This is a genomic window from Frankia sp. ACN1ag (assembly GCF_001414035.1).
GTDB lineage: Bacteria > Actinomycetota > Actinomycetes > Frankiales > Frankiaceae > Frankia > Frankia torreyi.
Map to the genome: position 1 here is coordinate 18,452 of NZ_LJPA01000034.1, position 26,830 is coordinate 45,281.

22 protein-coding genes and 6 pseudogenes are annotated in these 26,830 nt (G+C 70.7%); 12 read left to right on the top strand and 16 right to left on the bottom strand.

Annotation, left to right across the window (positions count from 1 at the left end; genetic code table 11):
• Positions 1-29: 29 nt before the first annotated feature.
• Together UK82_RS24645 and UK82_RS24650 are read right to left on the bottom strand one after the other, a co-directional pair.
• Entirely contained in the window at positions 30-833 is an 804-nt protein-coding gene (locus UK82_RS24645) for an SAM-dependent methyltransferase (protein WP_055409620.1), read from the bottom strand.
• The gene (locus UK82_RS24650; protein ID WP_152990009.1) at positions 830-1,144 is read right to left on the bottom strand and encodes a hypothetical protein; all 315 of its coding nucleotides are present in this window, start codon (positions 1,142-1,144) and stop codon (positions 830-832) included. Before UK82_RS24650 ends, UK82_RS24645 begins: the two co-directional genes overlap by 4 nt.
• 454 nt (positions 1,145-1,598) lie before the next feature.
• On the opposite strand from UK82_RS24650, the gene UK82_RS24655 reads away from it, so the two are divergent.
• The 5 genes and pseudogenes from UK82_RS24655 (at position 1,599) to UK82_RS24670 (ending at position 5,838) form a co-directional block, all read left to right on the top strand.
• Complete coding sequence (locus UK82_RS24655) at positions 1,599-2,741, top strand: AAA family ATPase (RefSeq protein ID WP_055409624.1); 1,143 nt, start codon at positions 1,599-1,601, stop codon at positions 2,739-2,741.
• A complete protein-coding gene (locus UK82_RS24660; protein WP_055409626.1) occupies positions 2,731-3,309 on the top strand; it encodes a hypothetical protein in 579 nt (192 codons plus the stop codon). Before UK82_RS24655 ends, UK82_RS24660 begins: the two co-directional genes overlap by 11 nt.
• Before the next feature lie 100 nt (positions 3,310-3,409).
• On the top strand, positions 3,410-4,525 hold a 1,116-nt coding region (gene tnpC, locus UK82_RS24665), incomplete at its 3' end, for an IS66 family transposase (protein WP_236706391.1).
• Positions 4,526-4,537: 12 nt separating this feature from the next.
• Positions 4,538-4,843, top strand: a pseudogene (locus UK82_RS39945) (transposase); the annotation flags it as partial.
• Between the two features lie 89 nt (positions 4,844-4,932).
• Positions 4,933-5,838 (top strand): IS5 family transposase, encoded by a 906-nt coding sequence (locus UK82_RS24670; RefSeq protein ID WP_236706392.1) that lies wholly within the window; start codon positions 4,933-4,935, stop codon positions 5,836-5,838.
• 42 nt (positions 5,839-5,880) lie between these two features.
• Here UK82_RS24670 and UK82_RS24675 read toward each other — a convergent pair whose 3' ends face one another.
• The 9 genes and pseudogenes from UK82_RS24675 to UK82_RS24705 form a co-directional block, all read right to left on the bottom strand.
• On the bottom strand, positions 5,881-6,486 hold the full coding sequence (locus tag UK82_RS24675) for a lanthionine synthetase LanC family protein (RefSeq protein ID WP_055409630.1): 606 nt from the start codon (positions 6,484-6,486) through the stop codon (positions 5,881-5,883).
• A complete protein-coding gene (locus tag UK82_RS24680; RefSeq protein ID WP_152990010.1) occupies positions 6,483-9,671 on the bottom strand; it encodes a lantibiotic dehydratase in 3,189 nt (1,062 codons plus the stop codon). Before UK82_RS24680 ends, UK82_RS24675 begins: the two co-directional genes overlap by 4 nt.
• A complete protein-coding gene (gene fxlA / locus UK82_RS31920; protein ID WP_083507352.1) occupies positions 9,644-9,799 on the bottom strand; it encodes an FxLD family lanthipeptide in 156 nt (51 codons plus the stop codon). Before fxlA ends, UK82_RS24680 begins: the two co-directional genes overlap by 28 nt.
• Before the next feature lie 86 nt (positions 9,800-9,885).
• A complete protein-coding gene (gene fxlM / locus UK82_RS24685; RefSeq protein ID WP_396230641.1) occupies positions 9,886-11,142 on the bottom strand; it encodes a methyltransferase, FxLD system in 1,257 nt (418 codons plus the stop codon).
• Between the two features lie 285 nt (positions 11,143-11,427).
• Positions 11,428-12,294, bottom strand: coding sequence for a helix-turn-helix transcriptional regulator (locus UK82_RS24690; protein WP_083507354.1), 867 nt, complete (start codon positions 12,292-12,294; stop codon positions 11,428-11,430).
• The coding region (locus tag UK82_RS43300) for a hypothetical protein (protein ID WP_396230643.1) at positions 12,291-12,385 on the bottom strand (95 nt) is incomplete at its 5' end. The genes UK82_RS43300 and UK82_RS24690, both read right to left, overlap by 4 nt.
• Before the next feature lies 1 nt (position 12,386).
• A pseudogene (locus tag UK82_RS43305) lies at positions 12,387-12,492 on the bottom strand (DUF6879 family protein); the annotation flags it as partial.
• 1 nt (position 12,493) lies between these two features.
• Positions 12,494-12,890 (bottom strand): annotated as a pseudogene (locus UK82_RS43310) (DUF6879 family protein); the annotation flags it as partial.
• A gap of 328 nt (positions 12,891-13,218) precedes the next feature.
• Positions 13,219-14,565, bottom strand: coding sequence for a hypothetical protein (locus UK82_RS24705; RefSeq protein ID WP_152990011.1), 1,347 nt, complete (start codon positions 14,563-14,565; stop codon positions 13,219-13,221).
• Positions 14,566-15,288: 723 nt separating this feature from the next.
• Between UK82_RS24705 and fxsT the strand changes: the two genes are divergently transcribed.
• Both fxsT and UK82_RS43315 read left to right on the top strand, forming a co-directional pair.
• Positions 15,289-17,424 (top strand): FxSxx-COOH system tetratricopeptide repeat protein (fxsT, locus tag UK82_RS24710; protein ID WP_236706393.1); only part of this gene is annotated, 2,136 nt, incomplete at its 3' end.
• Between the two features lies 1 nt (position 17,425).
• Positions 17,426-18,144: pseudogene (locus tag UK82_RS43315) on the top strand (tetratricopeptide repeat protein); the annotation flags it as partial.
• Positions 18,145-18,360: 216 nt separating this feature from the next.
• On the opposite strand, the gene UK82_RS24715 reads toward UK82_RS43315, so the two are convergent.
• Positions 18,361-18,876, bottom strand: a complete 516-nt coding sequence (locus UK82_RS24715) for a MarR family winged helix-turn-helix transcriptional regulator (protein ID WP_055409637.1) — start codon at positions 18,874-18,876, stop codon at positions 18,361-18,363.
• Positions 18,877-19,010: 134 nt separating this feature from the next.
• On the opposite strand from UK82_RS24715, the gene UK82_RS24720 reads away from it, so the two are divergent.
• Together UK82_RS24720 and UK82_RS24725 are read left to right on the top strand one after the other, a co-directional pair.
• Positions 19,011-20,888, top strand: coding sequence for a chloride channel protein (locus tag UK82_RS24720; RefSeq protein WP_083507356.1), 1,878 nt, complete (start codon positions 19,011-19,013; stop codon positions 20,886-20,888).
• Entirely contained in the window at positions 20,885-21,403 is a 519-nt protein-coding gene (locus tag UK82_RS24725) for a response regulator (protein ID WP_055409640.1), read from the top strand. The genes UK82_RS24720 and UK82_RS24725 overlap by 4 nt, the downstream gene beginning before the upstream one ends.
• A gap of 26 nt (positions 21,404-21,429) precedes the next feature.
• On the opposite strand, the gene UK82_RS24730 is transcribed toward UK82_RS24725, so the two are convergent.
• A complete protein-coding gene (locus UK82_RS24730; protein WP_152990012.1) occupies positions 21,430-21,747 on the bottom strand; it encodes a hypothetical protein in 318 nt (105 codons plus the stop codon).
• A gap of 325 nt (positions 21,748-22,072) precedes the next feature.
• Between UK82_RS24730 and UK82_RS43320 the strand changes: the two genes are divergently transcribed.
• Together UK82_RS43320 and UK82_RS43325 are read left to right on the top strand one after the other, a co-directional pair.
• A partial coding sequence (locus tag UK82_RS43320; RefSeq protein ID WP_396230642.1) for a cytochrome c oxidase assembly protein occupies positions 22,073-22,712 on the top strand: 640 nt, incomplete at its 3' end.
• Between the two features lies 1 nt (position 22,713).
• Positions 22,714-23,260, top strand: a pseudogene (locus tag UK82_RS43325) (cytochrome c oxidase assembly protein); the annotation flags it as partial.
• Positions 23,261-23,341: 81 nt separating this feature from the next.
• Here the strand turns inward: UK82_RS43325 and nhaA are convergent.
• Positions 23,342-24,661 carry a Na+/H+ antiporter NhaA gene (nhaA, locus tag UK82_RS24740; protein ID WP_083507355.1) on the bottom strand — a complete coding sequence of 440 codons (1,320 nt, stop codon included), beginning with the start codon at positions 24,659-24,661 and terminating at the stop codon, positions 23,342-23,344.
• Positions 24,662-24,919: 258 nt separating this feature from the next.
• On the opposite strand from nhaA, the gene UK82_RS39950 reads away from it, so the two are divergent.
• Positions 24,920-25,369 (top strand): class I SAM-dependent methyltransferase (locus UK82_RS39950; protein WP_236706396.1); only part of this gene is annotated, 450 nt, incomplete at its 3' end.
• A gap of 431 nt (positions 25,370-25,800) precedes the next feature.
• Here UK82_RS39950 and UK82_RS24750 read toward each other — a convergent pair.
• Positions 25,801-26,577: a sulfite exporter TauE/SafE family protein gene (locus tag UK82_RS24750; protein ID WP_055409646.1), complete on the bottom strand. Its 777-nt coding sequence runs from the start codon at positions 26,575-26,577 to the stop codon at positions 25,801-25,803.
• A gap of 73 nt (positions 26,578-26,650) precedes the next feature.
• Positions 26,651-26,829: pseudogene (locus UK82_RS39955) on the bottom strand (MBL fold metallo-hydrolase); the annotation flags it as partial.
• Position 26,830 lies beyond the last annotated feature (1 nt).

A 26,830-nucleotide genomic window follows, 5' to 3' on the forward strand; every position in this document is an offset into this window, starting at 1 on the left:
TCGAGGGGACAGCCGCCCAAGTGCGGCGGTTATGGCTTGCGTCCGACTCCGGCGTAACCCCAGATCGTTTCGGTGTCCTTGGGCGGCTCGTCCGGCCTCCACAGCGGCAGGCGAACCACCCCAGGGTCGAGGACTTCCGTGCCCTCGAAGAAGCGGCAGACGTCTGCGAGGCCGCGAAGAACGAGGGGCGCGGCCGTGGTCGCGTAGGTGTCGACGATGTCGCCGACTCCCGGGGGCGCCAGATCCCCGGTGGCGTGCGACACGATGAGGTAACTGCCCGACGGCAGACCGTCCAGCAACCTGCGCACCAGTGCGTGCGGTTCGTCGTCGTCAGTCAGGAAGTGCAGCACCGCGACGAGGAACAGCGCGATCGGCCGGTGGAAGTCGAGCGTGTCGCGCAGTTCGGCGGCGTCGAGGATGAGCCCGGGATCGCGCAGGTCGGCGTCGAGATAGGCCGTGCGTCCCTGCACCGTGCTGGTCAGCAGCGCGCGGGCGTGCACCAGGACCACCGGATCGTTGTCGGTGTAAACCACCCTGGCCGCCGGGTCGACGTTCTGCACCACCTCATGCAGGTTCGGACTGGTCGGAATGCCCGTGCCCACGTCCAGGAACTGGCGGATCCCGCACTCGCCGGCCAGGAACCGCGCCGCCCGGGTCATGAACGCCCGATTCGCCCGCGCGACCCGCGGAACGTCCGGCGAGGCCGCCACCACCAGCCCGGCTGCCGTCCGGTCCGCCGGCAGATGGTCCTTGCCGCCGAGGTAGAAGTCATACATCCGGGCGGGATGCGCGGTCGTGAGATCGACCGGCGATGTTTCCCGCTGCGCTGTCACCGGGCCAGCCCCACCCCGGCGGGCATGGCCGGCAGCACCACGGCGCCCGAGAAGTGCCGATCCCGTACGTAGGTCCAGGCCGCCGCCCGCGTCGCGAAGAACCCGATCACGCCCAGCAGCACGCCGCGCGGTCCGCGCACCACCACCGCCCACAGCACCCGGCGCACATCGTCGCGGCCCCCAGGAGCCATCGAGGTCCCGCCGGCCGCCGAGCCGCCGCCGCTGTTCATCCGGGCGCACAGCAGTTCCCGCCGGGACGGCATCCGGGCCATCTGCTCGCGTCCCGAGCCGGCGTCCGCTGACGGTGGCAAGCCGAGACGCGCCCTCCCGACGTCGGGTCTGCCCCTCCCATCTGTTCGTTCGGCGACCACCATCCGTATCCCCTTCCTCATCTCGTCACCGGCGCGCCGTCCACGGGCACCCGGGAAGACCGGTGATCACGGCCCCGCCGACAGTCCGTCGCGCTCTCACCGTGATCAGGTCTCGGGTCGACGCCGCCCGCGGAGCCGAACTCGGCACGAACGGCGTCGACTGCCGACAAGACTCATCGAGACCACCCGACCACGGAATGTCGAGGCGGCATGGATGGACGGCATTCCAGCGCCGATCCGACCGGCGCCATCCGTGCAGATCAGCGCCGGTCCGGCGCCGTTTGACCGCCTGATCCCGGCTTGGGATGTCGACACGACATCGGCGCCGCTATGCTCACCGTGCTGGTCTGCTCACGCGGATTGCCCCGACCTGTCACCGACCGAAGAGCGACGAATGACCGCTGACCCCGAGACCGCCTGGCAGCGCTACACCGTGTCTGCCGAGCTGCTGCACCGCGACGACATGGCCGCCGCCCTACGCGGCCGGGACTTCGGCGCCGCGTTCCTGCTCATGCGCAAATGGGATCACGTCAGCCAGGACCGTATAGCCTCCTCGATCGAGGGCTTCAGCCAGTCGAGGATCAGCCGCATCGCCGGGGGCAAGGCGAAGGTCGAGGAAGTCGAGGTCATCGAGCGCATCGCCGACGGCCTACGCATCCCTGGTGCGATGGTCGGCCTGGCACCCCGCCCCTGGGAAGTCCCCGGTGCCGCGGGCGTCGCGCCCCGCCCGCCGCGAGAGACGCTGCGGGTGCCCACCCACCTGCGGGAACAGGCGGGTGGAGCGTTCGGGGCACCGCCGGTCGTGCCCCGCCGCGACGAGGTCACTGACTCCATCCGCCAGCTTCTCGCCAGCATCGAACCCCCCGCCACCGGCCGAGGCCGCCGGGTCGAGCTGCCCCCGATCGACCTCGAAGCGAAGATCCTCAACGCGTGGAGTTCGGGTCGGCCGCGGGAGGGATCCCCGGTCCTGGTGATGGTGGCCGGGTTCCCCGGGTCCGGGAAGACGGAGTTCGCCCGGTTCATCTGCGAGATCACCGGCTGGTCGCTGCTCGACAAGGACACGATGAGCCGCCCGCTGACCGAGTCCCTGTTGCTGTCGATGGACACCGACCCGAACGACCGCCAGGGCGAGGTCTACACGGGCCGGATCCGCCCCTTGGAGTACCGGGCGATGTTCGACACCGCCTTCGACAATCTGCGCCTGGGCCTGCCGACGGTGGTCACGGCGCCGTTCGTGCGCGAGCTGACCGACGCCGCGTGGATGGAGAGGATGAAGAAGCGATGCGCGAAGGCCGGTGCGGCGATCGCCGTGGTCTGGCTGCGCTGCGACATCGACTCCCAACGCGACTACCTCGAATCCCGCGACGCCGCCCGCGACACATGGAAGCTGTCCTACTGGGACGAGTACGTGGCCACCATCGACCCCGACCAGCGGCCCGTGTGCACGCATTACGTGGTCGACAACAGCCGCCACGCCCGCAGCAACCTTGCCGAGCACGCCCGCCGCCTGGCCAGCCGGATCCGCGATGCGTCCTGACGCCGTCATCCTCTACGGCCCACCCGCCGCCGGAAAGGACACCGTTACCGCCGCCCTCACCGCGCTGGACGATCGGTATGTGCACTTCGATCGGCTGAAAGTCGGCGCGAACGCCGGTGCCCCCTACCGGGCGGTATCCGCCGACGAGCTTGACTGCCTCCAAGCCGAGGGGGCGATTCTCTACGCGAACGAGCGGTACGGGAACGTCTACGCCATCGACCGGCCCCGCCTCGACGACCTCACCACCGCCGGCCGCGTGCCGGTCGTGCACCTCGGCCAGGTCGCCGGCATCCACACCCTGCACGCCGAATATCCCGCCCGCTGGGTGACCGTCCTGCTGTGGTGCCCCCGCGAGGTCACCGCTACCCGAGCCCGCGAGCGCGGAAGCACCGACGTTGCCGAACGACTGACCGTCTGGGACGAGACGAAAACCGACCTCGCCGCAGCGGGCCTGGACGTGTTCGACCTGGTGCTACGCACTGACCAGCGACCGCCCGACGAGGCCGCCGTTCACATCCACCGCGCGCTAACGGACCGAACCCGAACCGTAACTGGTCAGGTCTTGTAGATCGTTTGTTTTTGGTTCCCCGGCTGGTGGGGACGTTTCGATGGCCGGACGACCCCGGGGTGTTGGTGCGGCATGGTTGATCGGACCGTAGGGTCCGGGTGTGTCCGATGATCCGCTCGTGCCGTCGGTGCCGTCGTATGACGCGCTCGCGGCGCTGGTGGTGGAGCAGGCGGCATTGATCGCGCAGTTGCGGGCCGCGTTGGAACAGGCCCGGGCGCGGATCGCGGAGTTGGAGGCCCAGGTCGCCAAGACCTCGCGGAACTCCTCGAAGCCACCGAGTTCGGACGGGCTGGCCAAGCCAGCGCCGAAGTCACTGCGGACGAAGACGGGCCGGCGCCCTGGTGGGCAGAACGGCCATCCCGGGTCGACACTGGGCATGGTCGCCGATCCTGATGTGCGCGTGGCGCACGAGCCGGGGCCATGCGGTGGGTGCGGGACGTCGCTTGCGGGTCGGCCGGTGACCCGGACCGAACGCCGGCAGGTGTTCGACCTGCCCGAGCTACGCCCGCACGTGACCGAACATCAGCTCCTCGAGCGGGAATGCGGCTGCGGGACACGCACGAAAGCGACCGCACCGGCCGGGGTGGGCGCCCCGGTGCAGTACGGGCCGCGGGTGACCGCGGCCGCGGTCTACCTGTACACGGGCCAGTTCCTGTCAAAGGAGCGGACCGCGACCGCGCTCGCCGAGCTGGTCGGCATCCCCCTGTCCGCGGGCACAGTCGCCGCGATGACCGCCCGTGCCGCCACCGACCTGGAAGGTTTCCTCGCCGCTGTCCGCGACCTGCTCGCCGGCGCCGAGGTGGTCGGCGCGGACGAGACCGGGCTGCGTGTCGCCGGGAAACTGCACTGGGTGCACTGCGCCCGCACGGGGAAGTACACGTTGATCGACTGCCATCCGAAGCGTGGAACCGCCGGAATCGACGCCCTCGGGGTGCTGACCGGCTTCACCGGGGTCATGGTCCACGACGCCTGGGCCGCGTACGACACCTACACCACCGCCACCCACCAGCTGTGCGTCGCCCACGTGCTCCGCGAACTGCAGGCCGTGAGTGACGCCGCCCCGGCCGGCACCTGGTGCTGGGCGACCCAGGCCGCCGACGCTCTCGTCGCCCTGCACCGGCTCACCGTCGACGCCGCCGCCACCGGCACGCCGGTCGACCCGAAGACGCTGGTAGCCCACACCCGGGCCCTGCGCCACGCCGCCCACATCGGGATCNCCCAGACCTCNCCGCGGGACACGAAACTCATGGCCGCCCGCCACGCCCTGGCCTGCAGGCTCATCGACCGCGAAGCCGACTACCTGCGGTTCACCCACGATCTGCGAGTTCCCGCGGACAACAACGGATGCGAACGCGACATCCGCATGATCAAACTTCGGCAGAAAGTATCCGGGTGCCTCCGCACCCTCACCGGCGCCCGCCAGTTCTGCGCGATCCGAAGCTACCTGTCCACCGCCACCAAACACGGCATTCCACTGTTCCCCGCCCTCGTCCACCTCGCCGAGGGCCGTCCCTGGATGCCCGCAACCAGCTAACCCAAGATCAAAACGATACCTGACCAGTTACGCTTGTTTTAGATCTTCTTTTGTGTGCGGACCGTGACCGAATACTGGTGTGGATGTTGATGGTGGGGTTTGGGTGGGGGTGCTGGCGGCAGGGGCTGGTCATGGCACGGACACACCACTATCCCTCGGATCTGACCGATGCCGAGTGGGCGCAGATCGAACCCGAACTGCCGGCTCCGTCGAAGGACGGGCGTCATGAGGCCCATCCCCGCCGAGAGATCGTGAACGCGATCCTGTACGTGGCGCGGAACAGCTGTTCGTGGCGAGCGTTGCCGTCGGACTTCCCGCCGTGGGAGACGGTGTACGGGTTCTTCCGCCGCTGGCGGAAGGACGGCACCGCCGTAAGGATCAACGCCGATCTTCGCCGGAAGGTCCGTCTGTTCGAAGGCCGGGATCCCGAGCCGTCGGCGGGGGTGGTCGACTCCCAGTCGGTGAAGGGTGCGCCCACGGTCGGGCGGGACAGCCGTGGCTACGACGCGGGGAAGAAGGTCAACGGCCGCAAGCGATTCGTGGCCGTGGACACGTTGGGTCTGCTGCTGGCGGTGCTGGTGCGCCCGGCGTCGGTGCAGGACCGTGACGGCGGCCGGCCGCTGCTGGTGGACCTGTATTTCGACTGCCCGAGTACCCGGTATGTCTTTGCTGACGGCGGGTTCGCCGGGGGGTTCGTCGACTGGGCCGGTACCGTGCTGCGCACCACAGTGGACATCGTCCGTAAGCCTGCTGGGCAGAGGGGGTTCTCCCCGTTGCCGAAACGGTGGGTGGTGGAACGGACGTTGGCGTGGGTCACCTCCTGGCGGCGGCTGGCCCGGGATTATGAGCGCCGGCCGGACAGTTCCGAGTCGTTCGTCTACTGGGCCATGATCGGGATCATGGCTCGGCGACTCGCTCGTCACCATGAAGCAGACGATGATCGTTTCTGCAAGGGCGATCGAGAACTACCGGGAGCGAAGACCATCAATATCTAAAACAAGCACATAGAGATCACTGTCCGAAGAACGGGGACCACCTCAGTCGGCCGTGCGCCGGCGGGTAGGAGACAGGGCGGTCCACCAGCCGGGGAGCTGCTCGCCATGGCGGCGGATCGGTTCGGTGAGGCGGACGAGGTAGGCGAGGACCTGGCGGAGGTCATCACCATCGGGATCGACGTGGAGGTGGTAGGCGCCGAGTCCGGTCAGGCCGTAGAGAAGATCGAATTCGGTGAACGCGGGCGGGTCGCCGCGGGCGAGGCGCCGGTGGGCGCGGTCGAGTCGGTCACGGGTGAGGGCGCTGACCGTGGTGTGCAGGGTGGTGAGAGCGCGCTGGTAACGCTCTGACTGCGCGGCGGCGGTGTGGACGGCGAAGGCGACAGCGGGAGCGCCGACGTACAGGCCGGCGTCGGGTCCGGCGTTGATCGGTAGACGGGTGGCGGCGGCCAGCCAGGCGTGGACGGTGCTCCAGTCGCCACGTCCGGCGCGGGCCCGCTCGATGTGCAGCAGCACGATGCCCGGCGCGCCCCTGGCCAGGGACTGGGAGAGCTCCGCGGCGCCGGGGCCGTCCACGGCGGGAATGGCCAGCCGGGTGGCGATCGAATCGGCAAGGCCGGCAAGGTCGGCGGGGGTGTCGATGGCGGTCATGGTCGGTTCCGAGCGGTCCAGGCGAGGGCCGTGGCGCGGGCAAGCCGACGGCATTCCTGCTCGGCGGGCTCGTCGAGTCCGTTCATGCGGATGTGGTGCATGTGCAGCAGGGAGTTCAGGACCGCGCCTGGGTCGGGTCCGCCGCCGGCGTCGAGTCGTTGGCGGTAGTCGGACAGCGCCTCGCGTCGCCGTATCCACGAGCAGGCGATCTGCGAGCCGCCGGGGATGGCGCGGAGCTGGGCGAAGTCCTCGTGCGGATCGGCGAGCCGCAGAGTCTCGGTCCGGACCGCCCGGTCCAGAGCGGGACCGGTCTGCGCCGCCGCCCTGCTGCCCAGCCAGCGCATCGCCTGGTCGAGGTTGCCGGTGAAGGAGATCGCCAGGTCGATGAAGCTGGCCACGGTCACGGGGACAGCCGCTCGACCGGGTCCGGCGTGGAGGAGTTGGGCGAGGGCGGCAGTGGAATCGGCGGTGAACACGGCCTCGGCAGCTGCCATGGCCGGTCCGGTGCCGTAGCGACCGGTCTCGGGAAGGTAGGTGTCCCATTGGACGCGGGCGACGAAACCGTTCTCTCGTAGCCTCGTCGCCCAGTCGGCGACTCGCCGTGCCACGGGGGCGAAGTCGTCGGGTCCAGTGAGGCGGAAGCGAAGTCGCAGATGCGGATCGGGGTCGCGGTAGCGGATGAACCACATCGCGGGTGGGGTGTCCCAGGCGTCCAGTAGCGTGGGCAAATGGGCGGTGAGGATCGTTGTGGCGCGATCCGGGTGGCCGTACAGCTTGACGAAGGCCCAGCCGGAGCCGCCGGGTAGATGTCCGTGGTTCCGAGGGATCACCTCTGGCCGGCGAGGGGGTGACGGCTTGGGAAGAGAGGGCTGTTGGGCGACGGTGAACGCCGCGGTTATCTCGTGCGCGTGGCCGTCGAACCAGCCCCACGCGGCGGGTTCAGGGGCTTCGTGCAGCGTGACCTGCCCCCACCGGTCCAGGTCGGCGCGCACCAGCTGGAGATGAGCCGCCTCCGAAAGATCCAGGCGTAACCGCTGATCGGCCGCGCCCAGGTAGACGGCCTCGGGAAGTCGGTAACGCGCACGGCAGCGGACCATGCTGTCCTCCCACGCTGCCCAGCAGGCGGAGGCCGGCGCGAGGTCGGCGGTGGTCAACCGCCAGCGTGCGGGGGAGAGCACCGCACGGCCATATCGGACACGGGGCAGGAATGGCATCGTCGCGGCGGCGCCCCAGGAGAACGGGATGAGCGCGGCCGATCCGGCCCGCGGAAGCTCGCACAGGAACCGGGCCAGCGGATGCGCGACGTTGGTGAGTTCCACCGCGTTGAACACCGCCGGCTCGATCCTGCGTCCGTCGCGCAGGGAGATCAGGAAGAGGCGGCGGGTGTCGGCGCTGACGGCCAGATCGTCCAGCGGCGTCGTATCGCTTTCGCTCCGGTGCTCGCCCAAGGAGATCACGTGGGGAAGGAGAGCGGCGGCTCTGCTCACGTTCTCGGTACGTTTCCGCAGCGGCGGGCTGGAGACCTGTGCTCGGACCGCGTCGGCATCCTGTGTGGGTAGCTCTGCGTAGATCGTGGCTACACGGTGGCGGTCTGCCGGGTCGAGCAGATCGAGGAAGCGGCCGGTCAGCGTCCCGGCCGCCAGGGACAGACCGTCGACGACGAGCTCGTACCCGCCGCCTTCCAACGCCGCGGGCGTCGGGGCGTGCAGGTGGAAACACAACTCCAGGTGCGCGGGCAGGGTGGCTGCGTCATCCCTGGCGGCGGGATCGCTGAGCTCGTCGAGCAGGTGGTCGTCAAGCACGATCTCCCGAGCGCCGTCGAGGGCGGCACGTTGCGCGAGCGCGAGAAGCCGATCGTCTCGCGGGGTCAGCCGTGGCGGGGGACGGTCGAGGGTGGAGCCTCGGTAACCGGCGGGGAACCCCAGGCCGATATCCGGGTCGACCAGGTCCCGCAGCGGGACCATGGCGCCCGGCCCGTATCGATCGAGGAAACGGCCGTGGTAGTCGCGCCATGCCGGGGTGCCGAAGGGAAACGGGGTGAGACGCGTGATAGCGCCGAGCGCCCTCTCCGCTTCCTTCGCCACGTGGGCGGGCAGGACAAGATCGCAGTCCAGGCGCAGGTCAAGGCCGGTGGCCGCTACCTCCGCGGTTGGCAGCTTGGTCATCCGCAGGTGGGCGGCCCGCCGGAGCGGCAGCTGGGCCTGGGTGACGGCCCGGTCGTGCGCGGCGAGCGTTTCATGAACGGCGGCCAGCGCGGCGACGGTGCTGGCGACCTCCGGGATCGAGGCGGCATCAGCTACGGACAGCGCGGCGATGACGTGACCGAGCGGATCGGTCGCGGTCATCGGAGGGCGTAGCCCGGTCAACAGCACGCGGCGGTCGATGAGCTCGCCGAGGAGCCCGTCGACCGCCGACGCCGCCACCTCGGGATAGGCGTGCGCGATCCCCTGGGCCAGAGCCGAGGCCCGCACCGGGGCCTGCGCGACCTCCAGGACCTTCGCCACGGCCGGCGTGTACCGCAGCGAGACCTCTGCCGGCCCTTGCGCTCCGTCGGTGCCCGCCTGCTGGCAGGGGATGATCAGTCTGCCGCCGCGGACCAGGTGGGCCGGGTCGACCATGACCGGTAGGCGACGCACCAGCTCGGGACACCGCTCCAGGCCGGCGACGACGTCCGTGAGCCAGGCCGCGTCCACTCTGGCCACCGCCCGGTGCCCCGCACCCCAGCGCACGACGAGATCCTGGCCGAACCGGGCTGGGGCGACCCCGGCGAACAGGCCGAAGGGCGTCGCCCGATACCGGCTACGCAGCAGATAGCGGATCAGCGCGGACGTCACCCGCCGCACCAGCCGAGGCTCGTGCACCCGCCCTTCGAGAACCGCCTGGACACGCTCGGCGAACAGCGGGCTGGCATCCTCCACTGCCTGCGCGATCAGCTCCTGGGACCACGCCTGTTTGATCCAGTCCCGCCAGCGCTCCACATCCGCCGCCGAGGTGCCGGTGAGATCCGGCCAGGTCGTCGGCTCCGACTCGACGGTGTGGGACGCGGCGCGGACGAGGGCCGTGTCGACCATCCGATACACCGGCAGCGCCTCCTCCTCGATCTCGTCGTGCTGGAACCCGCGAGTGGCGGGTTCCAGCACGTGGCCGAGCCGGTCGGCTAGGCGACGCAGGTGCTGTTGGAGCACGCGCTCTGGCAGGTGCTCGTGCAGTTGTCGCTGGTGCTGTTCAGCAGATCGGGAATGATCGCGCCCTGCGTGGCGATCTCCACGTCCAGGTCGAAGTCGGTGGGCGTCGGGGTGAAGGTCGTTTCCATGGTGGTTCCCCTTCCGAAGGACGGTGCGGGACAGAGAGGACGGCGGTGAACGGGTACGAGACGCTGGTGATGTGGAAGGACTCCGGTCACGGCCAGGAGATCGTGAGCCGACGATGCCGCTTGTCGATCACCCGGCCGGCGGGGAGCTGGTCGTTGGGTGTGCCGAGGGGATGTGCCTCGATCCGGGCCTGACCCTGACGATGGTCGCGGTCCCAGATGCGGATCTGCTCGGCCAGCCGGTCCGCGAGGGCGTCGGCGTTCGGCCCGTGGCCATAGACCCCGAACTCGAACAGGGTCCGTTCCTCGCTGGTCGGCCGCACCGTCCGGTAGGCGAAGCTACCGTCGTCGGCCAGCGTCGCCACGCCCAGCGGTGAGACGGACGCGACCAGACCGCGCTCCCGGGCCAGCGGCTTCGCCGTCAGCAGGACGAAGCCGTCCAGGACGGTCGCCAGCCACAGGTCGAGGTTGTCGAACGGCTCGAAGCCGCCGACCGTCACGCCCGACCAGCGTTCCACCCGCGGCTGATGCAACGCCCGGGCCAGCGCGGGTGCGTTCACCTGCTGCCCCTCGTCGAGGCGTAGGCCGACCTCCTCGCCCTCGGTGTCGTGCAGGAGGACCAGCTGTGTGCGGTTCTCTCCGGCGCCCTGCATGGGGACGAAGCCGCACAGCTGGTAGTCCCGGGCGACCAGGTGGTCGTCGACGAGGTCGAACGCGATGGTCCTGGTCAGCCCTCGCATCCGCAGGGGGACGACGATCCGCCCGCCGGGGGTGAGCTGGTCGACCCACGCCGGCGGGATGTCCCAGGCGCCGGCCGTGACGATGATCCGATCGAAGGGTGCGTGCTGGGGCGCCCCGAACTCGCCGTCCGCCTGCAGGAGGGTGACATCGTCGTATCCCGCGGCCGGCAGGAGCCTGCGGGCCCGGTCGAGGACATCGGGATCGATGTCGATCGAGATGACCTCGCCGTCCTGCCCGACGAGCTCGGCGAGCAGCGCCGCGTTGTACCCACTGCTCCCGATCTCCAGGACCCGCATGCCCGGCCGCACCCCGGCCTGCTCCAGCATCATCGCCTGCACACGCGCGGCGGACACCGAGCTGATGCTGACCCCGTGCTCGTCCTTCTTCGTCACGTAGTGGTGCTCGGCGGCGTACGCCTTCTCCAACGGGACCTCCGGGACGAACAGGTGCCGCGGCACCGCCCGCACCGCCCGCTCGACCTCAGGAGTCACGATCGCCTTCAGCTCGCGCAGCTCCCGCACGAGCTGCTCGCTCAGACGGGCGACCTCCTCCGGCCGATCATCTTCCTGATCAGGGGCGACGTCGGCTGCTGGGGTAGGCACCAAGCTCCTCCTTGAAACGCTGGGCGCGGCCTGATCGCTCAGGAATGTGAATGAACGTCTCGCAACGATGCCCTCCTCGAAGGGAGCAGCACATTCCCCGAGGTGGGAAGTTTTGGTTCGGACGTCGAGAGGCCACTGAGCTGCGGAAACATTGATCAGAATCCGCTTCGGTACGGCCTGACGGACGGGTACGAGCGTCGAAATCCTCACGCGCCGAGCTGCCCACCAGGCCTACGGGCCCCGGTTGCTACGGATGAATCTAGTCTCAGCCTAGGTGCAAGTTCAAGACTAGATGGGAGGGGTGTCGAGTCGGGAGATCTGTGCCTGGAGGAGCGCGGCGAGCTGTTCGCCTTCGAGGGCTCCCTGCCGTAGCCCGTCGAAGTGGGTGACATACTCGGCGACTTCCTCGGTCGACCGCACGGTGACGCCTCGGGTGACGGTCTCGGCGAGGACCAGCGCCTCGTCGTCCACGCCAGGCTCACCGAGCACCGCGAAGCCGTGGTATTGATGCACCCGCTCCGGTCCGGCGAACGGGATGACCCCCACGACGACGTTCGCCTGGGAGGCGAGCTGGAGCAGGTGCTCGAGCTGGTGACGCAGCACGCGTGGTGGGACGAGCTGGCGGTGCAGGGCGGTCTCGCCCATGAGGAGCTGGAACTGTTTGCGTGGGTCGGCGAGTACCGCCTGGCGGGCAAGCCGCGCATCGACCGCCGTCTCGTCCGGCTCCTCGGCGGTGCTGATCGGCCGGCCCAGGCGGAACACCGCCTCGGCGTAGGGGCGGATCTGCGCCAGGCCCACGACGATGTCGGGGGAGAAGACACGGATGACAGACGCTCCGGCTTCGAGGCGCGCGATCTCCTCCTGTTTGCGGCGCCGACCTGGCGCGAGCTCGCGGCGCCACTCCACGGCCTGGTGGGCAGCCTGTTCGGCGCGACGCATCAGGTCACCGCGGATGTCGGCGGTCGCCTGGGTGGCGGCGCACCAGGCCTCGACGTCGGCCGGTGCCGGGGTGGTGCGTCCGAGTTCGGTCTTGGACACCTTCGACTGCGACCAGCCGAGGGTGACCGCGAGCACGGTGGTGGATATGCCGGCATCGAGCCGCAAAGCGCGCAGTCCGGCGGCGAGTTCCTGCCGATCGACGGGCCGATCAGTCATGCAGTAAGCCGAAGCCCAGCGCGCGCAAGGTAGTCGGTGAGAGGCACGGAATGGCCGAGCGCCGTGTCACGCATCCGCCGATAGGGTGCCGNGTCGACGGCGCGCTCCAACTCCAGGAACTGGCCCTCGTCGTCGTAGTGCATCACGACGGCGACCTCTTCGTCGATCAGCCAGAAGTCCTGCCGCAGACCGTCGAGGNCGCGATGAGCATGCCGATCCGCGATGTAGATTTCCTCGCCGGCCCGCGCGTTGGCCTGATAGCCGTGCAGTTCGAACCGGGAGTAGTCCGACAGCGGGTGGTCCATGATGTGCACGCGGTACCAGCGGTAGCCGCCGGCGATCGTGCTCTGGAGCCGGGCCAGCCACGGGCTGGTCTGCGGAGTCGGCAAGGGCAACGGCCGACCGGTCTGCCATGCCTCGAACTCGGCGGCCTCCTGATCGGTCAGGGTGAGGTACTGCGGGAGCGTCTCCAGCCGGAAGGCGGAGATCTGAGACCGCCGCACTGTCTGGTCTAGCTCCTCCAGATCCACGATCGCACCCGCCTCACAACCCCGCGTCCCGGACAGTCTGCCGCCGCAATCGGACAGCCACCTCACCAGGGCCAACTGGCACCGGCGACGGATNGTCCCGCACCACTCCGACGATGATGACATGATCCGGATCGTCGTCGTCGACCCAGACGCCCGGGCAGGTGAAGCCGTCCTTGCACTCCTCGATCGCCAACTGCCGCAGCACCATGGGCCCACCCTTCGTTAGACCTAGTCGCGTTCTCATCTTCTCTCCTCGACTAGGGTGCGGCAAGCAATTTGGCGTACTGGCCTCGCGACGTTCGATCTCCGCTCCGGATCGCTTCCGTCATGGTCAGCCCGTCAGCAAGGTGGCGCCCGATGCCAGGCCAGGGAGCAGGGCGCTGGGTCTTGGTAGTCAGCTCGGGTCGGTGAGCTGCGCCAGCCACGCTTTGAAGGTCATCGAGGCTGGCGGTTTCGCCTGCGCTGCGGCGGCGAATGCCTCCCATCGGTCGAGCTGGTCGCCGCAGACCTCGATGATCATTTCCGCGATCTGCTCGGCTCGGCCGGCGTAGCCGAGCACGCGGCGGGCGGGGATGAGACCCAGGAGTTCGGGTGTGGTGTAGTGGCTGCGGAGTAGGCCCTCGGCGGTGACGTCGCGCTGCGCGGCCGGGCCGCGGAGATAACGTGTGTGATCACGAAGAACTGCGACCGGGTCAGCGTTGTCGGCCAGCTCGTCGTCCCCGGGAACGGCGACGTACCGGGGTTGGTGGGCGACAGCCTCCTGGTGGAGCCGGTCGAGCTGGACGCGGCAGGACTGCGCGAGGTCCTCGTCGGCGTGTTCCAGCACTCGCCGCAACGTCTGCTCGTCCAACGTTGGCAGGAGCGCGGCAAGTTCGGCGCGGGGTGTCGCGGGATTGGCCGCCAGCGCCACGACGGCGTTGCTGCGCTGAAGGGCCTCGTCGGGGATGTCGGGGTAGTAGCGGGCGATCGGCGATGCGGGTCGCGCTGGTTCGGCGGCGGCTACCGCGGCTTCCGACAGGAGAACCGGATCGTCCGTCAGCACGGCGAGGTCTGCGATGCCCGACCAGTCCGGCCCGAGGTGCCTGGGCCGCGGCGTCCAGCCATCATCGACAGCGTCCTGAGCGATCTGGCGCAGCACGTCCGCCGCGACCACGCGGAGTCGGGGTCGGCGGCGGGCATGCCTCGCGGCGATAAACATACGCAGGTCGCCCTCCAGCCGGCTGGGCGTCTCCTTCGACCCTGTGCGCCGATCGTCCATGGTCACCGTCGGTAGGCACGCAGCCAGAACGTCGTCGGGAAGTTCCTCTGGATACTCCAGCAGGACCGACCGGACGGACTTTGCGTGTTCGCTGTCCTGGGCCAGGCCGGTCCACAGGTGCGGGACGGGTTCGAGCAAGTCCCAGATCATGTGCTTGCGACGCTGTTCCTGCGCCTTGAGCCGCTTCAGGACCTCGTCTCGTTCACGATCAGTTCTCTCTGCCAACTCGGTCGGACGCTCGCGGGGCACCATCAGCGCGTCGAGCAACCGCAAGCGAACGTCGTCAGGAATCATGGCGCCGAGTTGCCGCTCCCACAGCGGAGGAACCGAACCCACGTCATCGGGCCGCAGCCTGGCCGCCATCTCGCGCGCCTGCACCAGCCAGCCCTGAGCGGCGCAGTACACCACCAACGACGGCGCGGCCCCATGGGCTGCTTCCGCCGCCTCGACGAGACCGACGTCAGCGGGCCAACGCTCCAGCATCGGGACGACGTCATACCCCCGGGCGGCACGGACCAGATTCGCCCGAGCATCCAAATCCAGATCGGAGCGATCCGCCAGGTCACGTAGACGATCCGGGGACATCGCGGCCACGGCCGCCACCAGTCCCCGAAGGCGGCCACCGCTCAGGTTCCGGCTCCGGATGAGAGCTTCCACGACCGACGTGTCCACACGTCACCTCCGAATCTGGCCCTCACGGCCACACTCCGACATTCCCATACAGCGCGAAACCGTCGTTCGACAGCTGCCGAGCAGCCAAAGCCACCCTGTCGCTCAGAAACGCCGAGGGAGGTCGTCGGGATCGCAGGCCGCGCACGGCGACAGCGACCATCCACGCCAAGGCCNAACGGTGTCGCACCAACACGGCCGCTGTCTGTCTTCTCCTTGCGAGACGGCGCGCCGACCAGCCCAACCCCCACCGCGCCGGACATCACGGGGCGGCGAAGGCCGCCTCGCCACATTCTGCTCGCACCCTCGAGACGCCCGCCGGGGACCGCTACTGGTCGAACTCGCCGTCGCGGACGCCGCGTCACATCCTCGATGAATGCCTCCGCGTGCGGTGTGGCGATCACCCACGAAGGCCAGGCTAACTGGCCCCGCGACGCCGGGCCGTGAGCCGTAGCGCCCGGTACCACGGCGCGGAACCCGGCAGTCCAACGCGTGGCGGGCCGAGATGATCCGGATGGTGATGGCAGGCTGTCGACCATGGTCGGTGCGGCGGGCGAGGTGGATCTCTTCGTCTCCTACACGGCAGCTGACGAGGACTGGGCGCAGTGGGTCGCGTGGCAGTGCGAGGACGCCGGATACACCAGCTGCCTGCGGGCGTGGGACTTCGGGCCCGGTTCGCACGTCGTCGCGCGGACGCACGAGGCGACACAGCGGGCGGCACGCACGGTGGCGGTCCTGTCCGCCGCCTATCTGTCCTGCGCGTTCGCGCAGGCGCAGTGGCAGGCGGTGTTCGCTCCGGATCCGGCGGGGCGGGAACGCGGGCTCGTCGTCGTGCGGGTCGAGGACTGTGCCCAGCCGGGCCTGCTTGCTCAGATGGCGGGCGTCGACCTGTTCGGCGTCGGTGCAGGGGAGGCGCGTCGCCGGCTGCTCGCCGCGATCCGCGGTGAGCGTGGGAAGCCCGCCACCGCGCCGCCGTTGCCCACCCGGTCCTTTCCGCCGCCCGCCGCACAGCCCACGGAGCGAGCGTCGGGTGCGGTGACGGGCGCCGGGCCGAGCTTCCCCGGACGGCTCCCACCCGTGTGGGGGCCGGTACCGTCGCGGAATCTGCTGTTCACCGGGCGTGAGGAGAGCCTGGCCGCTCTGCACCAGAGGCTGCTCGGCGACGGCGACGGCGACGGCCGCTCGGTGGGGCTGCACGGGATGGGTGGGGTCGGCAAGACACAGCTGGCGGCGGAGTACGCCTGGCGGTACAGCAGCGGGCTGGGCATCGTCTGGTGGATCGACGCCGAGACGGCCCTCGGGCTGCGGACCGGTCTCGCCGAGCTCGCCCGCCGGCTCCGTGTTGCCGACGGCGACCTCGACGAGCGGGCCCGCGCGGCGCTGGCCGCGCTCGGCCGGCGCCGGGACTGGCTGCTGATCTACGACAACGTCCCCGACCCGCACACGCTGGCCGCCCTGCTGCCGCCGGCCACGGGCCGGCTGCTGGTGACCTGCCGGGATCCGGGTATGCGCCGGGTCGGGATCGAGCTGGTCGAGGTAGCCGCGTTCACCAGGGCGGAGACGTGCCACCTGTTACGCCGCCACCTGGCCGAGCTGGGTGACACCGACGCGGACCGGCTGGGGGACGCCGTCGGGGACCTCCCTCTCGCGGTCGAGCAGGCCGGCGCCTACCTGGCCGAGACCACCATGCCCGTCGACGTCTACCTGGCCGAGCTGGCCGCCACCCCGACTGTCCTGCTGGACGAGCCGTCCCCGCACCACCCCGGCCTCGCCCGCACGGTCTCGCTCGCGGTCGACCGCCTCGCCGCCACTGATCCCGGCGCCGCCCGGCTACTCCATCAGGTGGCGTTCCTCGCGCCCGAACCCGTCCCGCTGGCCAGCACCGCCGAGCCGGACAGCGGGGCCCTGATCGTCGGCGACCCGTCCACCACCTACCGCACCCTTGTCGCCATCAGCCGGCTGGCGCTGGCCGCCGGCACCACCCGGATGCGCCTGCACCGCCTGGTGGCCGCCCTGGTGCGGGCCCGCCTCGACGACGCCGCGACACGCGAGGCAGCAGCGGGCGCGCTGCGACTGCTCGCCACCGCGCGGCCCGGCGACCCGGCCGACCCCTCCGCCTGGCCCGCCTACGCCCTGATCACCCCGCATGTCACGGCAGCCACGCGGCTGCTGGCCGATTGGGGCGACCTCACCGAACCTGACGATGTCCGCGCGTTGCTGGCGGACACCTGCTGGTACCTGTTCCGCGCCGGGCAGACACAGACCGCCCGACACCTGGCCACGACGGCCCGCACGCGCTGGCTGCGCCGGCTCGGGCCCGACCACACGGACAGCCTGCGTGCCGCCCACACTCTCGCCGCCGCCCTCGCCGACCTCGGCGACCACAAGGCCGCCCGCGCGCTGGACGAGGACACCCTCGCACGCCGCACCCGACTTCTCGGCGCCGACCACGCCGACACCCTGCGGTCCGCATCCCAGCTCGCCCTGCGCCTCGCCGCGCTCGGCGATCCGGCGTCCGCCCGGGCGCTGGACGAGGACACGCTGCGGCGCCGCCGCCGGGTCCTCGGCCCCGACCATCCCCACACCCTCGGCTCCGCGGCCAACCTCTCCCTGAGACTGGCCGACCTCGGCCAGCACGCGGCGGCGCGGACGCTGGACGAGGAGATCCTGGCCNGTCGGCGACGGACCCTCGGCGAGGACCACCCCGACACCCTGGCCTCGGCGGCCAACCTCGCGAACCGACTGGCCGACCTCGGCCAGTACGCCAGGGCGCGGGCACTGGACGAGGAGATCCTGGCCCGTCGGCGACGGACCCTCGGCGAGGACCACCCCGACACCCTGGCGTCAGCGGCCAACCTCGCGAACAAGCTGGCCGACCTCGGCCAGCACACGGACGCGCGGGACCTGGACGAGGAGATCCTGGCCCGTCGGCGACGGACCCTCGGCCCTGACCATCCCGACACCCTGACCTCCGCGAACAACCTCGCCAACCGCCTCGCCGCCCTCGGCGAGCCGCGGGCCGCCCGCGAACTGGACGAGGACACGCTCGCCCGCCGCCGCAGGATCCTCGGAGACGACCACCCCGACACCCTCACCTCCTCCTACAACCTGGCGATGCGACTCGCGGACACCGGGGATCTCGCCGCCGCCTGCACACTCGGCGAGCAGACCCTCGCCGGCCTGCGCCGCACGGTGGGCGCGGACCATCCGACCGCCCTCGCGGCCGCGCACAACCTCGGAATGGACCTGGCCGCCGCCGGCCGGCTGGCACCGGCACGAACGCTGCTCGAGGACACCCTCACCCGCCGGAGCCGGCTTCTGGGCGAACAGCATCCCGCCACTCTCAGAACCGCGCAGGTCCTCGCCAACCTAAGCCCCAGAAAAGACGAGTAGCCCGATCCACGGGCAAGGCCCCGAGTGGAGCCTGCCACCGGGATGCGAGCCCATGGCACCATCCAGGTGCCGGACAGCCGGTGCGGGAACAGCGTCGTGACGGTCATGGCCGCCAGCCTGCGCGGCCGGCCGATCGTCGCATGCCGCAGCGTGGACCGCTGCCTCCCGTTCTGGATGGTCCGCCGGCGGCTGGGTCCTCATCGGGCGTCGCTTTGGTCAGCTCCAGCCCAACGCGCTGGCGTCGCGGCTGGAGTCGACTCCTGGTTCACCGCCCGCCGCGGCGAAGGCGCGTAGCGCCGCTACCAGGCTGCCGCGCAGGTGGGGGTCCATGTTCCCGACGATGGCCGCGATCTCGGTGCGGCGGCGGCGGGTGACGTCCTCGACGAGCTGTCGGCCGGTCGCGGTGAGCGTGACGATGACCTCGCGGCGGTTGTCGGGGTTGCCGAGGCGGTCGATGAGGCCGGCGGCGACGAGGCGGTCGGCCATGCGGGTGGCGGTGGAGGGGTGGACGGCGAGGTGGTCGGCGAGGTCGCCGGCGCGTAGGGTGCCGCGGCTGGCGAGGACGACGAGCATGCGGAACTGGGGGAGAGTGACGTCCTCGCCGACGGCGGTCAGCGAGCGGGCGGACACCGCGACGAGAAGGCGGGACGCGGTGAGGACGGCGTCGGTGACCTCGTCCACGCTCTCGTCTGGAGTGCCGGCTGGAGTGGGGGCGTCCGGCGTGCCGCTCATGACTCTGTTGTACCGCCCGTGGCGACCATCCCAGGGACCCGTGCTCACCACACCACCGCACCCGCGCACCGCAACTTTTGTACTCTGCAAATATGTGCTGGGTGGTCGACGAACGGAACGTGCTGGTCCGATGGATGCGGTCCCGGTGGCCCTCCGGCGCGGGGACGGGTGTGGGGCGCGGCGGGGGCGGCCTGGTCGTGCTGGCGGTTCTGGTGGGTGCGGGGGTGGGGCTTGCGGCGGTCGGGTTCCGCTGGTTGATCAGGCTGTTCACCGAGGTGTTCTGCGGTCGGGCGGACTGCTCGGTCACCGGCCACGCGGCCAATCCCCACGTGCCCGGTCTGGGCGCCTGGTTCCTGCTGCTGGCTCCGGTCGCCGGTGGCCTGCTCTACGGCCCGTTGATCAACCGGTTCGCGCGAGAGGCACGCGGGCACGGTGTGCCAGAGGTGATGTATGCCGTCGCGGAGCGGGACGGTCGGATCGCGCCGCGGGTGTCGGCGGTCAAGTCGCTCGCGTCGGCGCTGTGTATCGGTGCGGGTGGCTCGGTGGGTCGGGAGGGGCCGATCGTGCAGATCGGGTCCGCGCTCGGCTCGTCTCTCGGTCAGGTCGCGCGGGTCGGTGCCGAGCGGCTGCCTGTCCTGGTCGCCTGCGGCGCCGCGGGTGGGATCGCGGCGACGTTCAACGCTCCGCTGGCCGGGGTGATGTTCGCCTGTGAGGTGATTCTCGCGTCGTTCACCGCGGAGGCGTTCGGGGTCGTGGTGCTGGCCGCCGTGTCGGCCAGCGTGGTCGGGCGGGCGTTGCTCGGCTCGCAGCCGTTTCTGACGCTGCCGCCGTTCACCGTGCGCACCGGGTTGGACTACCCATTCTTCGCGCTGCTCGGTGTCGTCGCGGGCGTCGTCGGGGTGGTGTTCACCCGTGTGCTCTACGCGGTGGAGGACGGCTGCGACCTGGCCTGGCGGGGCCCGGAGTGGCTGCGGCCGGCGGCGGGCGGGCTGCTTCTCGGCGCTCTCCTGCTGGGGCTGCCGCAGATGTACGGCGTGGGCTATCCCGTTCTCGAGCGGGCGGTGGGCGGGCGGTACGGGCTGGCGATGCTCGCGCTGTTGCTGGTCGGCAAGATGGTCGCCACGAGTCTGACGATCGGCATCGGCGGGTCGGGCGGGGTGTTCGCTCCTTCGCTGTTCGTCGGCGCGGCCACCGGGGCCGCGTTCGGCCTGATCGCGCAGGATGCCGGCGGGCATCTGGTGGCGCCGGTCGGGGCCTACGCGCTGGTGGGCATGGGCGCGGTCTTCGCCGGCGCGGCGCGGGCACCCATCACCGCGGTGCTGATCCTGTTCGAGCTCACCGGCGAGTACACGATCATCCTGCCGCTGATGGCCGCGGTTGTACTCGCCACGCTGACCAGCGCTCTGCTCTCCCCCGACACGATCTACACCCTCAAGCTCACCCGCCGCGGCGTCGACCTGGGCGCCTCTCACCGCTCCCGCCGGCTGCGAACCCGGCCGATCACCGACGCGCTCGGCCCGCCACCCGAGGCCCTGCCCGTCGCGGCACCGTTGGACAGCGCAGCGGCGGCACTCGCCCGCACCCCGCACGGCTGCCTGCCACTCGTCGACGACACCGGCCGCTACCAGGGCATTCTCACCGCGCTGGCGGTCGCCCAAGCCCTCGACGATCCCGACCGACGTGGCCAGAGCGCGGGTCACCTCGCCGTCTGGCCGCAGGAGGTGACCACCGCCGCCAGTCTCGCCGACGGCCTCGACGCACTGGAGGACGCCCCGGGCAGCGGTGTCGCCGTCCTCGACTCCCGCCACCACGATGTCGTCGGGTGGATCACCCACCAGTCGATGCTCGCCGCCACCCACCCCCTGCCCGCCGCCCGACAGGCACCTCCGATCCCGCCCGAGGACAGGCCACGGACCGGCGGCCATCGATCCCGCGCCCGACCGAGAGCCGTCGGCGTGGCCCAGGACGGCGCGGACCGGATTGGCGCGGATCTGGCGCCGGATGGCGCATGAGCAGCGAGTGTGGCCGGGAACCGTCCCGGCGGCTGCTGCTCGTCGACGACGACGCGGTCGACGTCGCGCTGTTACACGAGGCCCTGCATGAGGGCGGGTATCCCTGGAAGGTTCACGTGGTGCGCAACGCCGAACGTGCCCTCGACCTGCTGGCGGGTCTGCCCGCTCCACCGGACGCGATCCTGCTGGATCTGCACTCCCCGGGTGGCGATGCCGAGGGCTTCGTCGTCCAGGCACGGCGCAGGCGCCGCCTGCGGAACATCCTCATCATCGTCCTCACCGCGTCCGGCACGCAGGATCTGCCCCTCGGTGTGGTTCAGCGTTCTGGCCTGGTGGACGCGGGGTGCGTGCCCATGGCCAAGCCCGATGACTTCGAGGGATTCCTGGCGCTGGCTCGCGAGATCGACGATCTCTGCGTCGCCGCCGACGCCGCGGATCGACCGTGGGCGCCGGACGATCCCGACTCCGATCCAGGATTCGGCTCCGATCGGCACGACCCCCGCGGCTGGAGCTGAGACCCTCCGACCGCAGCGGCGTGCCCTCAGGGGAAGCGGCGCACCCGCGGCACGAGCATGGGGGGACGGCGCCGGAGCCGGATCCGAGGAGACGGCCGGGAGACCGCGGCTGGCGGAACGAGGTCGACCAGCGTGTCCACGTGCACCCGCAGACCCCCGCACGAGGGACACGCGATGCCGCTGTTCGGTGCGGGCATGGCGATCCCGTGCTGCTCGTAGAGCTCATACGGGGTGCCCTCGTGGTCCCGCCATCGCCGCACCCGGTACCGCCGACACCAGGCCGTCTGGCAGCGGCGGCACACGAACCGGAACCGGACCTCGTCGATGATCACATTTGCGCTCATCGCAGCACCTCTCCGCCCGGNGGTTCCGGTGAGAACGCGTAGGCCGTGTCAGGTCTCACCCACGACCACCTAGGCAATATTTGCATCATACAATCTTTGGTGTGTACTCATCCGATCAGGTGATCGATCCACGTGCGTCGTCCAAGGCCATGCCCTGGGAGCGGGGCGGATTCGCCGAGGGAAGGGTCAGGACGCGTTGCCATCAGGCCCGGACGATCCGACGCGTGACCGCGGCGAAGTCATGACGGGAGATACCCGCCGCACCGGCCCCTCGCCCGCCCCGGCCGAGGGCTCGCAGCTCCTGGCGGCGCCTGACGCACACGGCATGGGCGCGCCAGCGCGCCGCCGGAAGGGCCGCCACGCCGGCGTCGCGGGTGCGGCGGCTGTCGTAGTCCTCATCCTGGTGGCTGCGCTGGCCGCCTGGATCGCGCAACGTCGACCGGGACCGGTGTTGCCGGTGTCCTGGTGCCGCTGGGGCCAGGGCGGCACGCTGCCCCCACTCACCCCGGGCCGGCTGCTGGACACCTGGCAGCTCGACGCGGTCGCGCTGGCCTTCCTGCTGCCCGTCACCGCCCTGTACCTGTGGGGGGTCGCCCGGGTCCGGGCGCGGCACCCGGCCCGACCCTGGCCGTGGCCGCGCACGGCGGCGTTCCTGGCCAGCGTCGCCGTCGTCGTCCTGTCCACCAGCAGTGTCGTCGGGGTCTACGACCAGACGCTGTTCAGCATCCACATGGCCCAACACCTGATGCTGATCATGGTGGCGCCGTCGCTGTTCGTCGCGGGCCGGCCGCTGACCCTCCTGCTGCACAGCACCCGCAACCCGCTTCACACCCGGGCCCGCGCCGTCATCCGCTCCCGTGCGCTCGGTGTGCTGTTCTCCCCGGCGGCCGCGTTCACCTGCTACACGATCACCATCGTGGGCACCCATCTCACCGGGTTCATGGACCAGGCGATGGCTCGGCCCTNGCTCGGCCAGCTCGAGCATCTGCTGTACCTCGTCGTCGGATACCAGTTCTTCGTGCTGCTGTTCGGCGACGAGCCGATCCGCCGCCGGCTGTCCATGCCCGGCCGGCTCGCGCTGCTCGTGCTGTCCATGGGCGTCGACACCTTCGTCGGCCTGGTCCTGCTGCAGTCACGGACGCCGATCATGATGGCCCCGCACAGCTGGGGCAGCAGCCCCCTGCTGGACACCCAGACCGGCGGCGGCGTCATGTGGGTCGCCGGCGACGGCATCATGGTCCTGATGATCGTCCTGGTGTTCCGGACCTGGTACCGCAAACCCGAAGCGGTACGCCGAGCCCGCCGCGGCTGGATGGAACAGGTCCGCACCGCCACCTTCACCACCCACACCGGCCACGAACCCGCCGGAACAACACCGACCGCCGACCGCGTCGGAGGTGCGGCGACGCGGCAGGTTGACATCGACGACGACGACGCAAGCTGGCAGGCCTACAACGACTGGCTGGCCAGACTCGACCCGGTGGCGAGGAAACAGGCGAACGGCACGACCTGACGCGGGGCTGGCGTCCGACCGCCCTTCCCGACCGATCTGGCGGGCCCTCGGGCCCAGCAGCGGATTCCCAGGGCCCGATGTTCAGAAGGTATCGGGAGTGCCGCTTGTGGCGCGGTCCAGGTCCCCTTCCCGTTCGATCTCGCGGTACACGCGGTTCCTGATCCGCAGTACGACCGTGGCGAGCGCGGCGGACAGCACAGATCCGCCCAGGACAGCGGCTTTGACGTGGGCGTTCCGGTCGCTGCCGGCGCCGAAGGCGAGTTCGCCGATGAGCAGCGAGACGGTGAACCCGACGCCGGCGAGCAGGGCGACTCCGAGCAGGTCCCACCAGGACAGTGCGGGATCGAGCTCGGCGCGGGTGAAGCGGGCCAGTCCGACGGTGGCGACCAGCACGCCGACTGGCTTGCCGACGACGAGGCCCAGCGCCACCCCCAGTCCGACGGGATCGTGCACGAAGGCGGTGAAGCCACCGGAGAGGTGGACGCCGGCGGCGGTCAGCGCGAAGATCGGCACCGCGAGGCTCGCCGAGATCGGGCGCCAGGCATGCTCGAACCGTTCGGCCATCCCCGTCGTCTCGCCCTCCCGGGGGCGGGCGGGTACGGCGAGGCCCAGCAGGACTCCGGCGATGGTGGCGTGCAGTCTGGAGGCGTGCAGGAGCGCCCACGCCGCGACGGCGAGCGGAAGCAGGATCCATCGGCTCGTGACGTCCTTGTTGACGGCCAGGGCGAACAGCCCTGTCACGGCCAGGGCGCCGGCGAGCGGCGCCGGGTGGAACCCGTCGCTGAAGAAGACGGCGATGACGATGATGGCCAGCAGGTCGTCGACGACGGCCAGGGTCAGCAGGAACGACCGCAGCGCCGCGGGCAGGTGGGTGCTGATGATGGCCAGGACGGCGACCGCGAAGGCGATGTCCGTCGCGGTCGGCACCGCCCACCCTTCCAGGGAGCCGTCGTCGGCGAGAATGTTGACCAGTGTGTAGATGCCAGCTGGCACGGCCATCCCCCCGACGGCCGCGACGACGGGCAGGGCGGCGCGGCTGGGTGATCTCAGGTCGCCCAGGACGAACTCGCGCTTGAGTTCGAGTCCTGCCACGAAGAAGAACACGGCGAGCAGGCCGTCGGCGGCCCAGCCTGCCAGGTCGAGATGCAGGTGCAGAGAATGCGGGCCGAAGGTCGTGCCGGTGAAGGACCGATAGGCGTCCCGCCACGGGGAGTTCGCCCAGACCACCGCGACCACCGCACTGGCGAGCAGGAGCAGTCCGCCGACCGTCTCATTGCGCAGGGCCTGTGCCACATCCTGCGCCTGCGGCCGTGACGGTCTGGTCAGGAGCCGGAGACGAGCGGATGACGCGGCCCTGTTCGCACGAGAGCGCGCGGGGGGACGACGCGCCGCGCCGGACATGGGGAACCTCCTCCGGTCAGCCTGCTGGACACGTCGGCCCTGCACCCGCTGCTGCGAGATCGCGCAATGGTCGAGGGGACGAGAACCGCACTGCCGACCAGACTTCCCGGCACACCTGCCCGAAGGATACAGACCGCGGCATGCCGGGTACGACCGCACAAGTCCCAGACGCGGGTGGCCGATGGTCGCGAAACCCGGCGGTGGATCATGACAGTGGGCCACGGTCAGCCGAGCGCGGACCGCCTTACGATCACCGCCATGGCGGATGCGATGGATGGTCACGTATTGGTTACCCAACGGCAGTGGGACGAGTATCCGACTGCCTGGATCGAGCGGTACGTGCGTCCTCGGTGGGCCGCGGACGAGCCTTCCTGGGGTATGTGGCGCGTTCCCCAGTCTCGGTTGCCGGTCCTACCGGCCGATGTGGCTGGTGCGATGGCGGTTGAGGTGGGTTGCGGCAGTGCGTACGTCTCGGCGTGGCTCGCCCGCCGCGGCGCGCGTCCGGTTGGTGTGGATGTCTCGGCTCGGCAGCTGGCCATCGCCCGCCGTATGCAGGACGAGTACGGTCCGTGCTTCCCGCTGGTCCAGGGGGACGCCGAGCAGGTGCCGCTGGTCGACGCCTGCGCGGATCTGGTGATCAACGAGTGTGGTGCGGCGGTCTGGTGCGACCCGTACCGGTGGATCCCGGAAGCGGCCCGTCTGCTGCGGNCGGGCGGCCGGCTGGTGTTTCTGACCTACTCGGTCCTGGCACGCCTGTGTATGCCGGAGGAGGGGCCGGTCACCGATCGACTGGTGCACGCCTCGTTCGGCTTGCACCGGTTGATACGGCGCGGCGGCTCGGGCATGAAGTACCGGCAGTTCACGCTGCCGCACGGCGAATGGATCCGGCTCATGGCGGGGNGCGGTCTGGCAGTGGAGGACCTGATCGAGGTCGAGGTGCCGCCGAATGCGGTCACTGACGACTTCCCGGAGTTTCCGCACGCATGGATTCAGCGCTGGCCGGCCGAGGAGGTCTGGTTCGCCCGGCGTCTCTGAACCGACTCCCGAAGTGCTCGCCAGTCTTCTGGTCGGAGGCGCGAGGTAGCTGATGCTGGGCGCGACGGCGTGGACCGTGTGCTATCGCCCCTGCGGGGCTGGGGTCAGCTGATGGGAGGGTGGATACCGGCCTGGATGGCGACGAAGGCCGCGACGGCGAGGACGAGGTAGGCGAAGGCTCCGCGCAGGTGCTTGGCGGGCATGTGGGTGGCGAGTCGGCCGGCGGCCAGGGAGCCGAGGATCGCGGTGGCGGTGAACGCGGCGGTGATGCGGTAGTCGAGTGCGGTGTCGCCGGCGTGGGCGGCGAACCCTGCGGCGGAGTTGATCACGATGATGACGAGGGAGGTGCCGATCGCGACGGGCATGGGCAGGCCGAGGAGTAGGACGAGGGCCGGGATGACGAGGAAGCCGCCGCCGACGCCGAACAGGCCGGTGAGGAATCCGACGATGATGCCGGTGGCGATGGCTTTGGGGAGGCAGCCGTGCCAGTTGATCCCGCCGTCTGGCAGGGCGCAGTCGCTGCGGGCCTGGCCGTCCGGGCGCAGCATGCGGACTGAGACGACAGCCATGAGGGCGGCGAGGCTGATGAGCACGACGCGGGGTTCGAGCAGCCGGTTGACGGCGGCGCCGGCGAAGGCCGCGAGCGCCCCGGCGGCGCCGACCACCGCGGCGATGCGCCAGCGGATCTGCCGGGCGCGTAGCCGCGGCAGCAGTCCGGTGGCTGAGGAGATACCGACGACCAGCAGCGATGTCGGTACGGCAGCCCTGACCGTGAGGCCGGCTCCGTAGACGAGGGCGGGGACGGCCAGGATGCCGCCGCCACCGCCGAGCAGGCCGAGCAGGATCCCGATCGCCGCGCCGAGACCCAGGGCGGCGATCATGGGTGGGGGCAGGTCGGGGCGGCGTCGTCAGCCCCGGAGCCGAGGGTGGCGGGTGTGGCCGGGGCGGGGCTGGTCACGAGGTCGTGCCGTCATCTGTGACGGTCAGGCCGGCGTCTGCGGCCTGGGTGAAGGTGTCGTCGATGTGCACGACCCGGCGGCCGGCGCGTTGCAGCAGGCTGCTCGCGACGGCGGCGCGGTAGCCGGAGCCGCAGTGGACCCAGACGGTGCCGGCGGGAATGCCCGTGAGGTGGGN

Coding starts and splice junctions, on each gene's coding strand:
- UK82_RS24655 (WP_055409624.1), top strand. CDS start 1,599: ATGACCGCTGACCCCGAGACCGCCTGGCAGCGCTACACCGTGTCTGCC.
- UK82_RS24660 (WP_055409626.1), top strand. CDS start 2,731: ATGCGTCCTGACGCCGTCATCCTCTACGGCCCACCCGCCGCCGGAAAG.
- UK82_RS24670 (WP_236706392.1), top strand. CDS start 4,933: ATGGTGGGGTTTGGGTGGGGGTGCTGGCGGCAGGGGCTGGTCATGGCA.
- UK82_RS24675 (WP_055409630.1), bottom strand. CDS start 6,486: ATGACCGCCATCGACACCCCCGCCGACCTTGCCGGCCTTGCCGATTCG.
- fxlA (WP_083507352.1), bottom strand. CDS start 9,799: ATGGAAACGACCTTCACCCCGACGCCCACCGACTTCGACCTGGACGTG.
- UK82_RS24690 (WP_083507354.1), bottom strand. CDS start 12,294: ATGACTGATCGGCCCGTCGATCGGCAGGAACTCGCCGCCGGACTGCGC.
- UK82_RS24705 (WP_152990011.1), bottom strand. CDS start 14,565: ATGCTGGAGCGTTGGCCCGCTGACGTCGGTCTCGTCGAGGCGGCGGAA.
- UK82_RS24715 (WP_055409637.1), bottom strand. CDS start 18,876: ATGAGCGGCACGCCGGACGCCCCCACTCCAGCCGGCACTCCAGACGAG.
- UK82_RS24720 (WP_083507356.1), top strand. CDS start 19,011: ATGCGGTCCCGGTGGCCCTCCGGCGCGGGGACGGGTGTGGGGCGCGGC.
- UK82_RS24725 (WP_055409640.1), top strand. CDS start 20,885: ATGAGCAGCGAGTGTGGCCGGGAACCGTCCCGGCGGCTGCTGCTCGTC.
- UK82_RS24730 (WP_152990012.1), bottom strand. CDS start 21,747: ATGAGCGCAAATGTGATCATCGACGAGGTCCGGTTCCGGTTCGTGTGC.
- nhaA (WP_083507355.1), bottom strand. CDS start 24,661: ATGTCCGGCGCGGCGCGTCGTCCCCCCGCGCGCTCTCGTGCGAACAGG.
- UK82_RS24750 (WP_055409646.1), bottom strand. CDS start 26,577: ATGATCGCCGCCCTGGGTCTCGGCGCGGCGATCGGGATCCTGCTCGGC.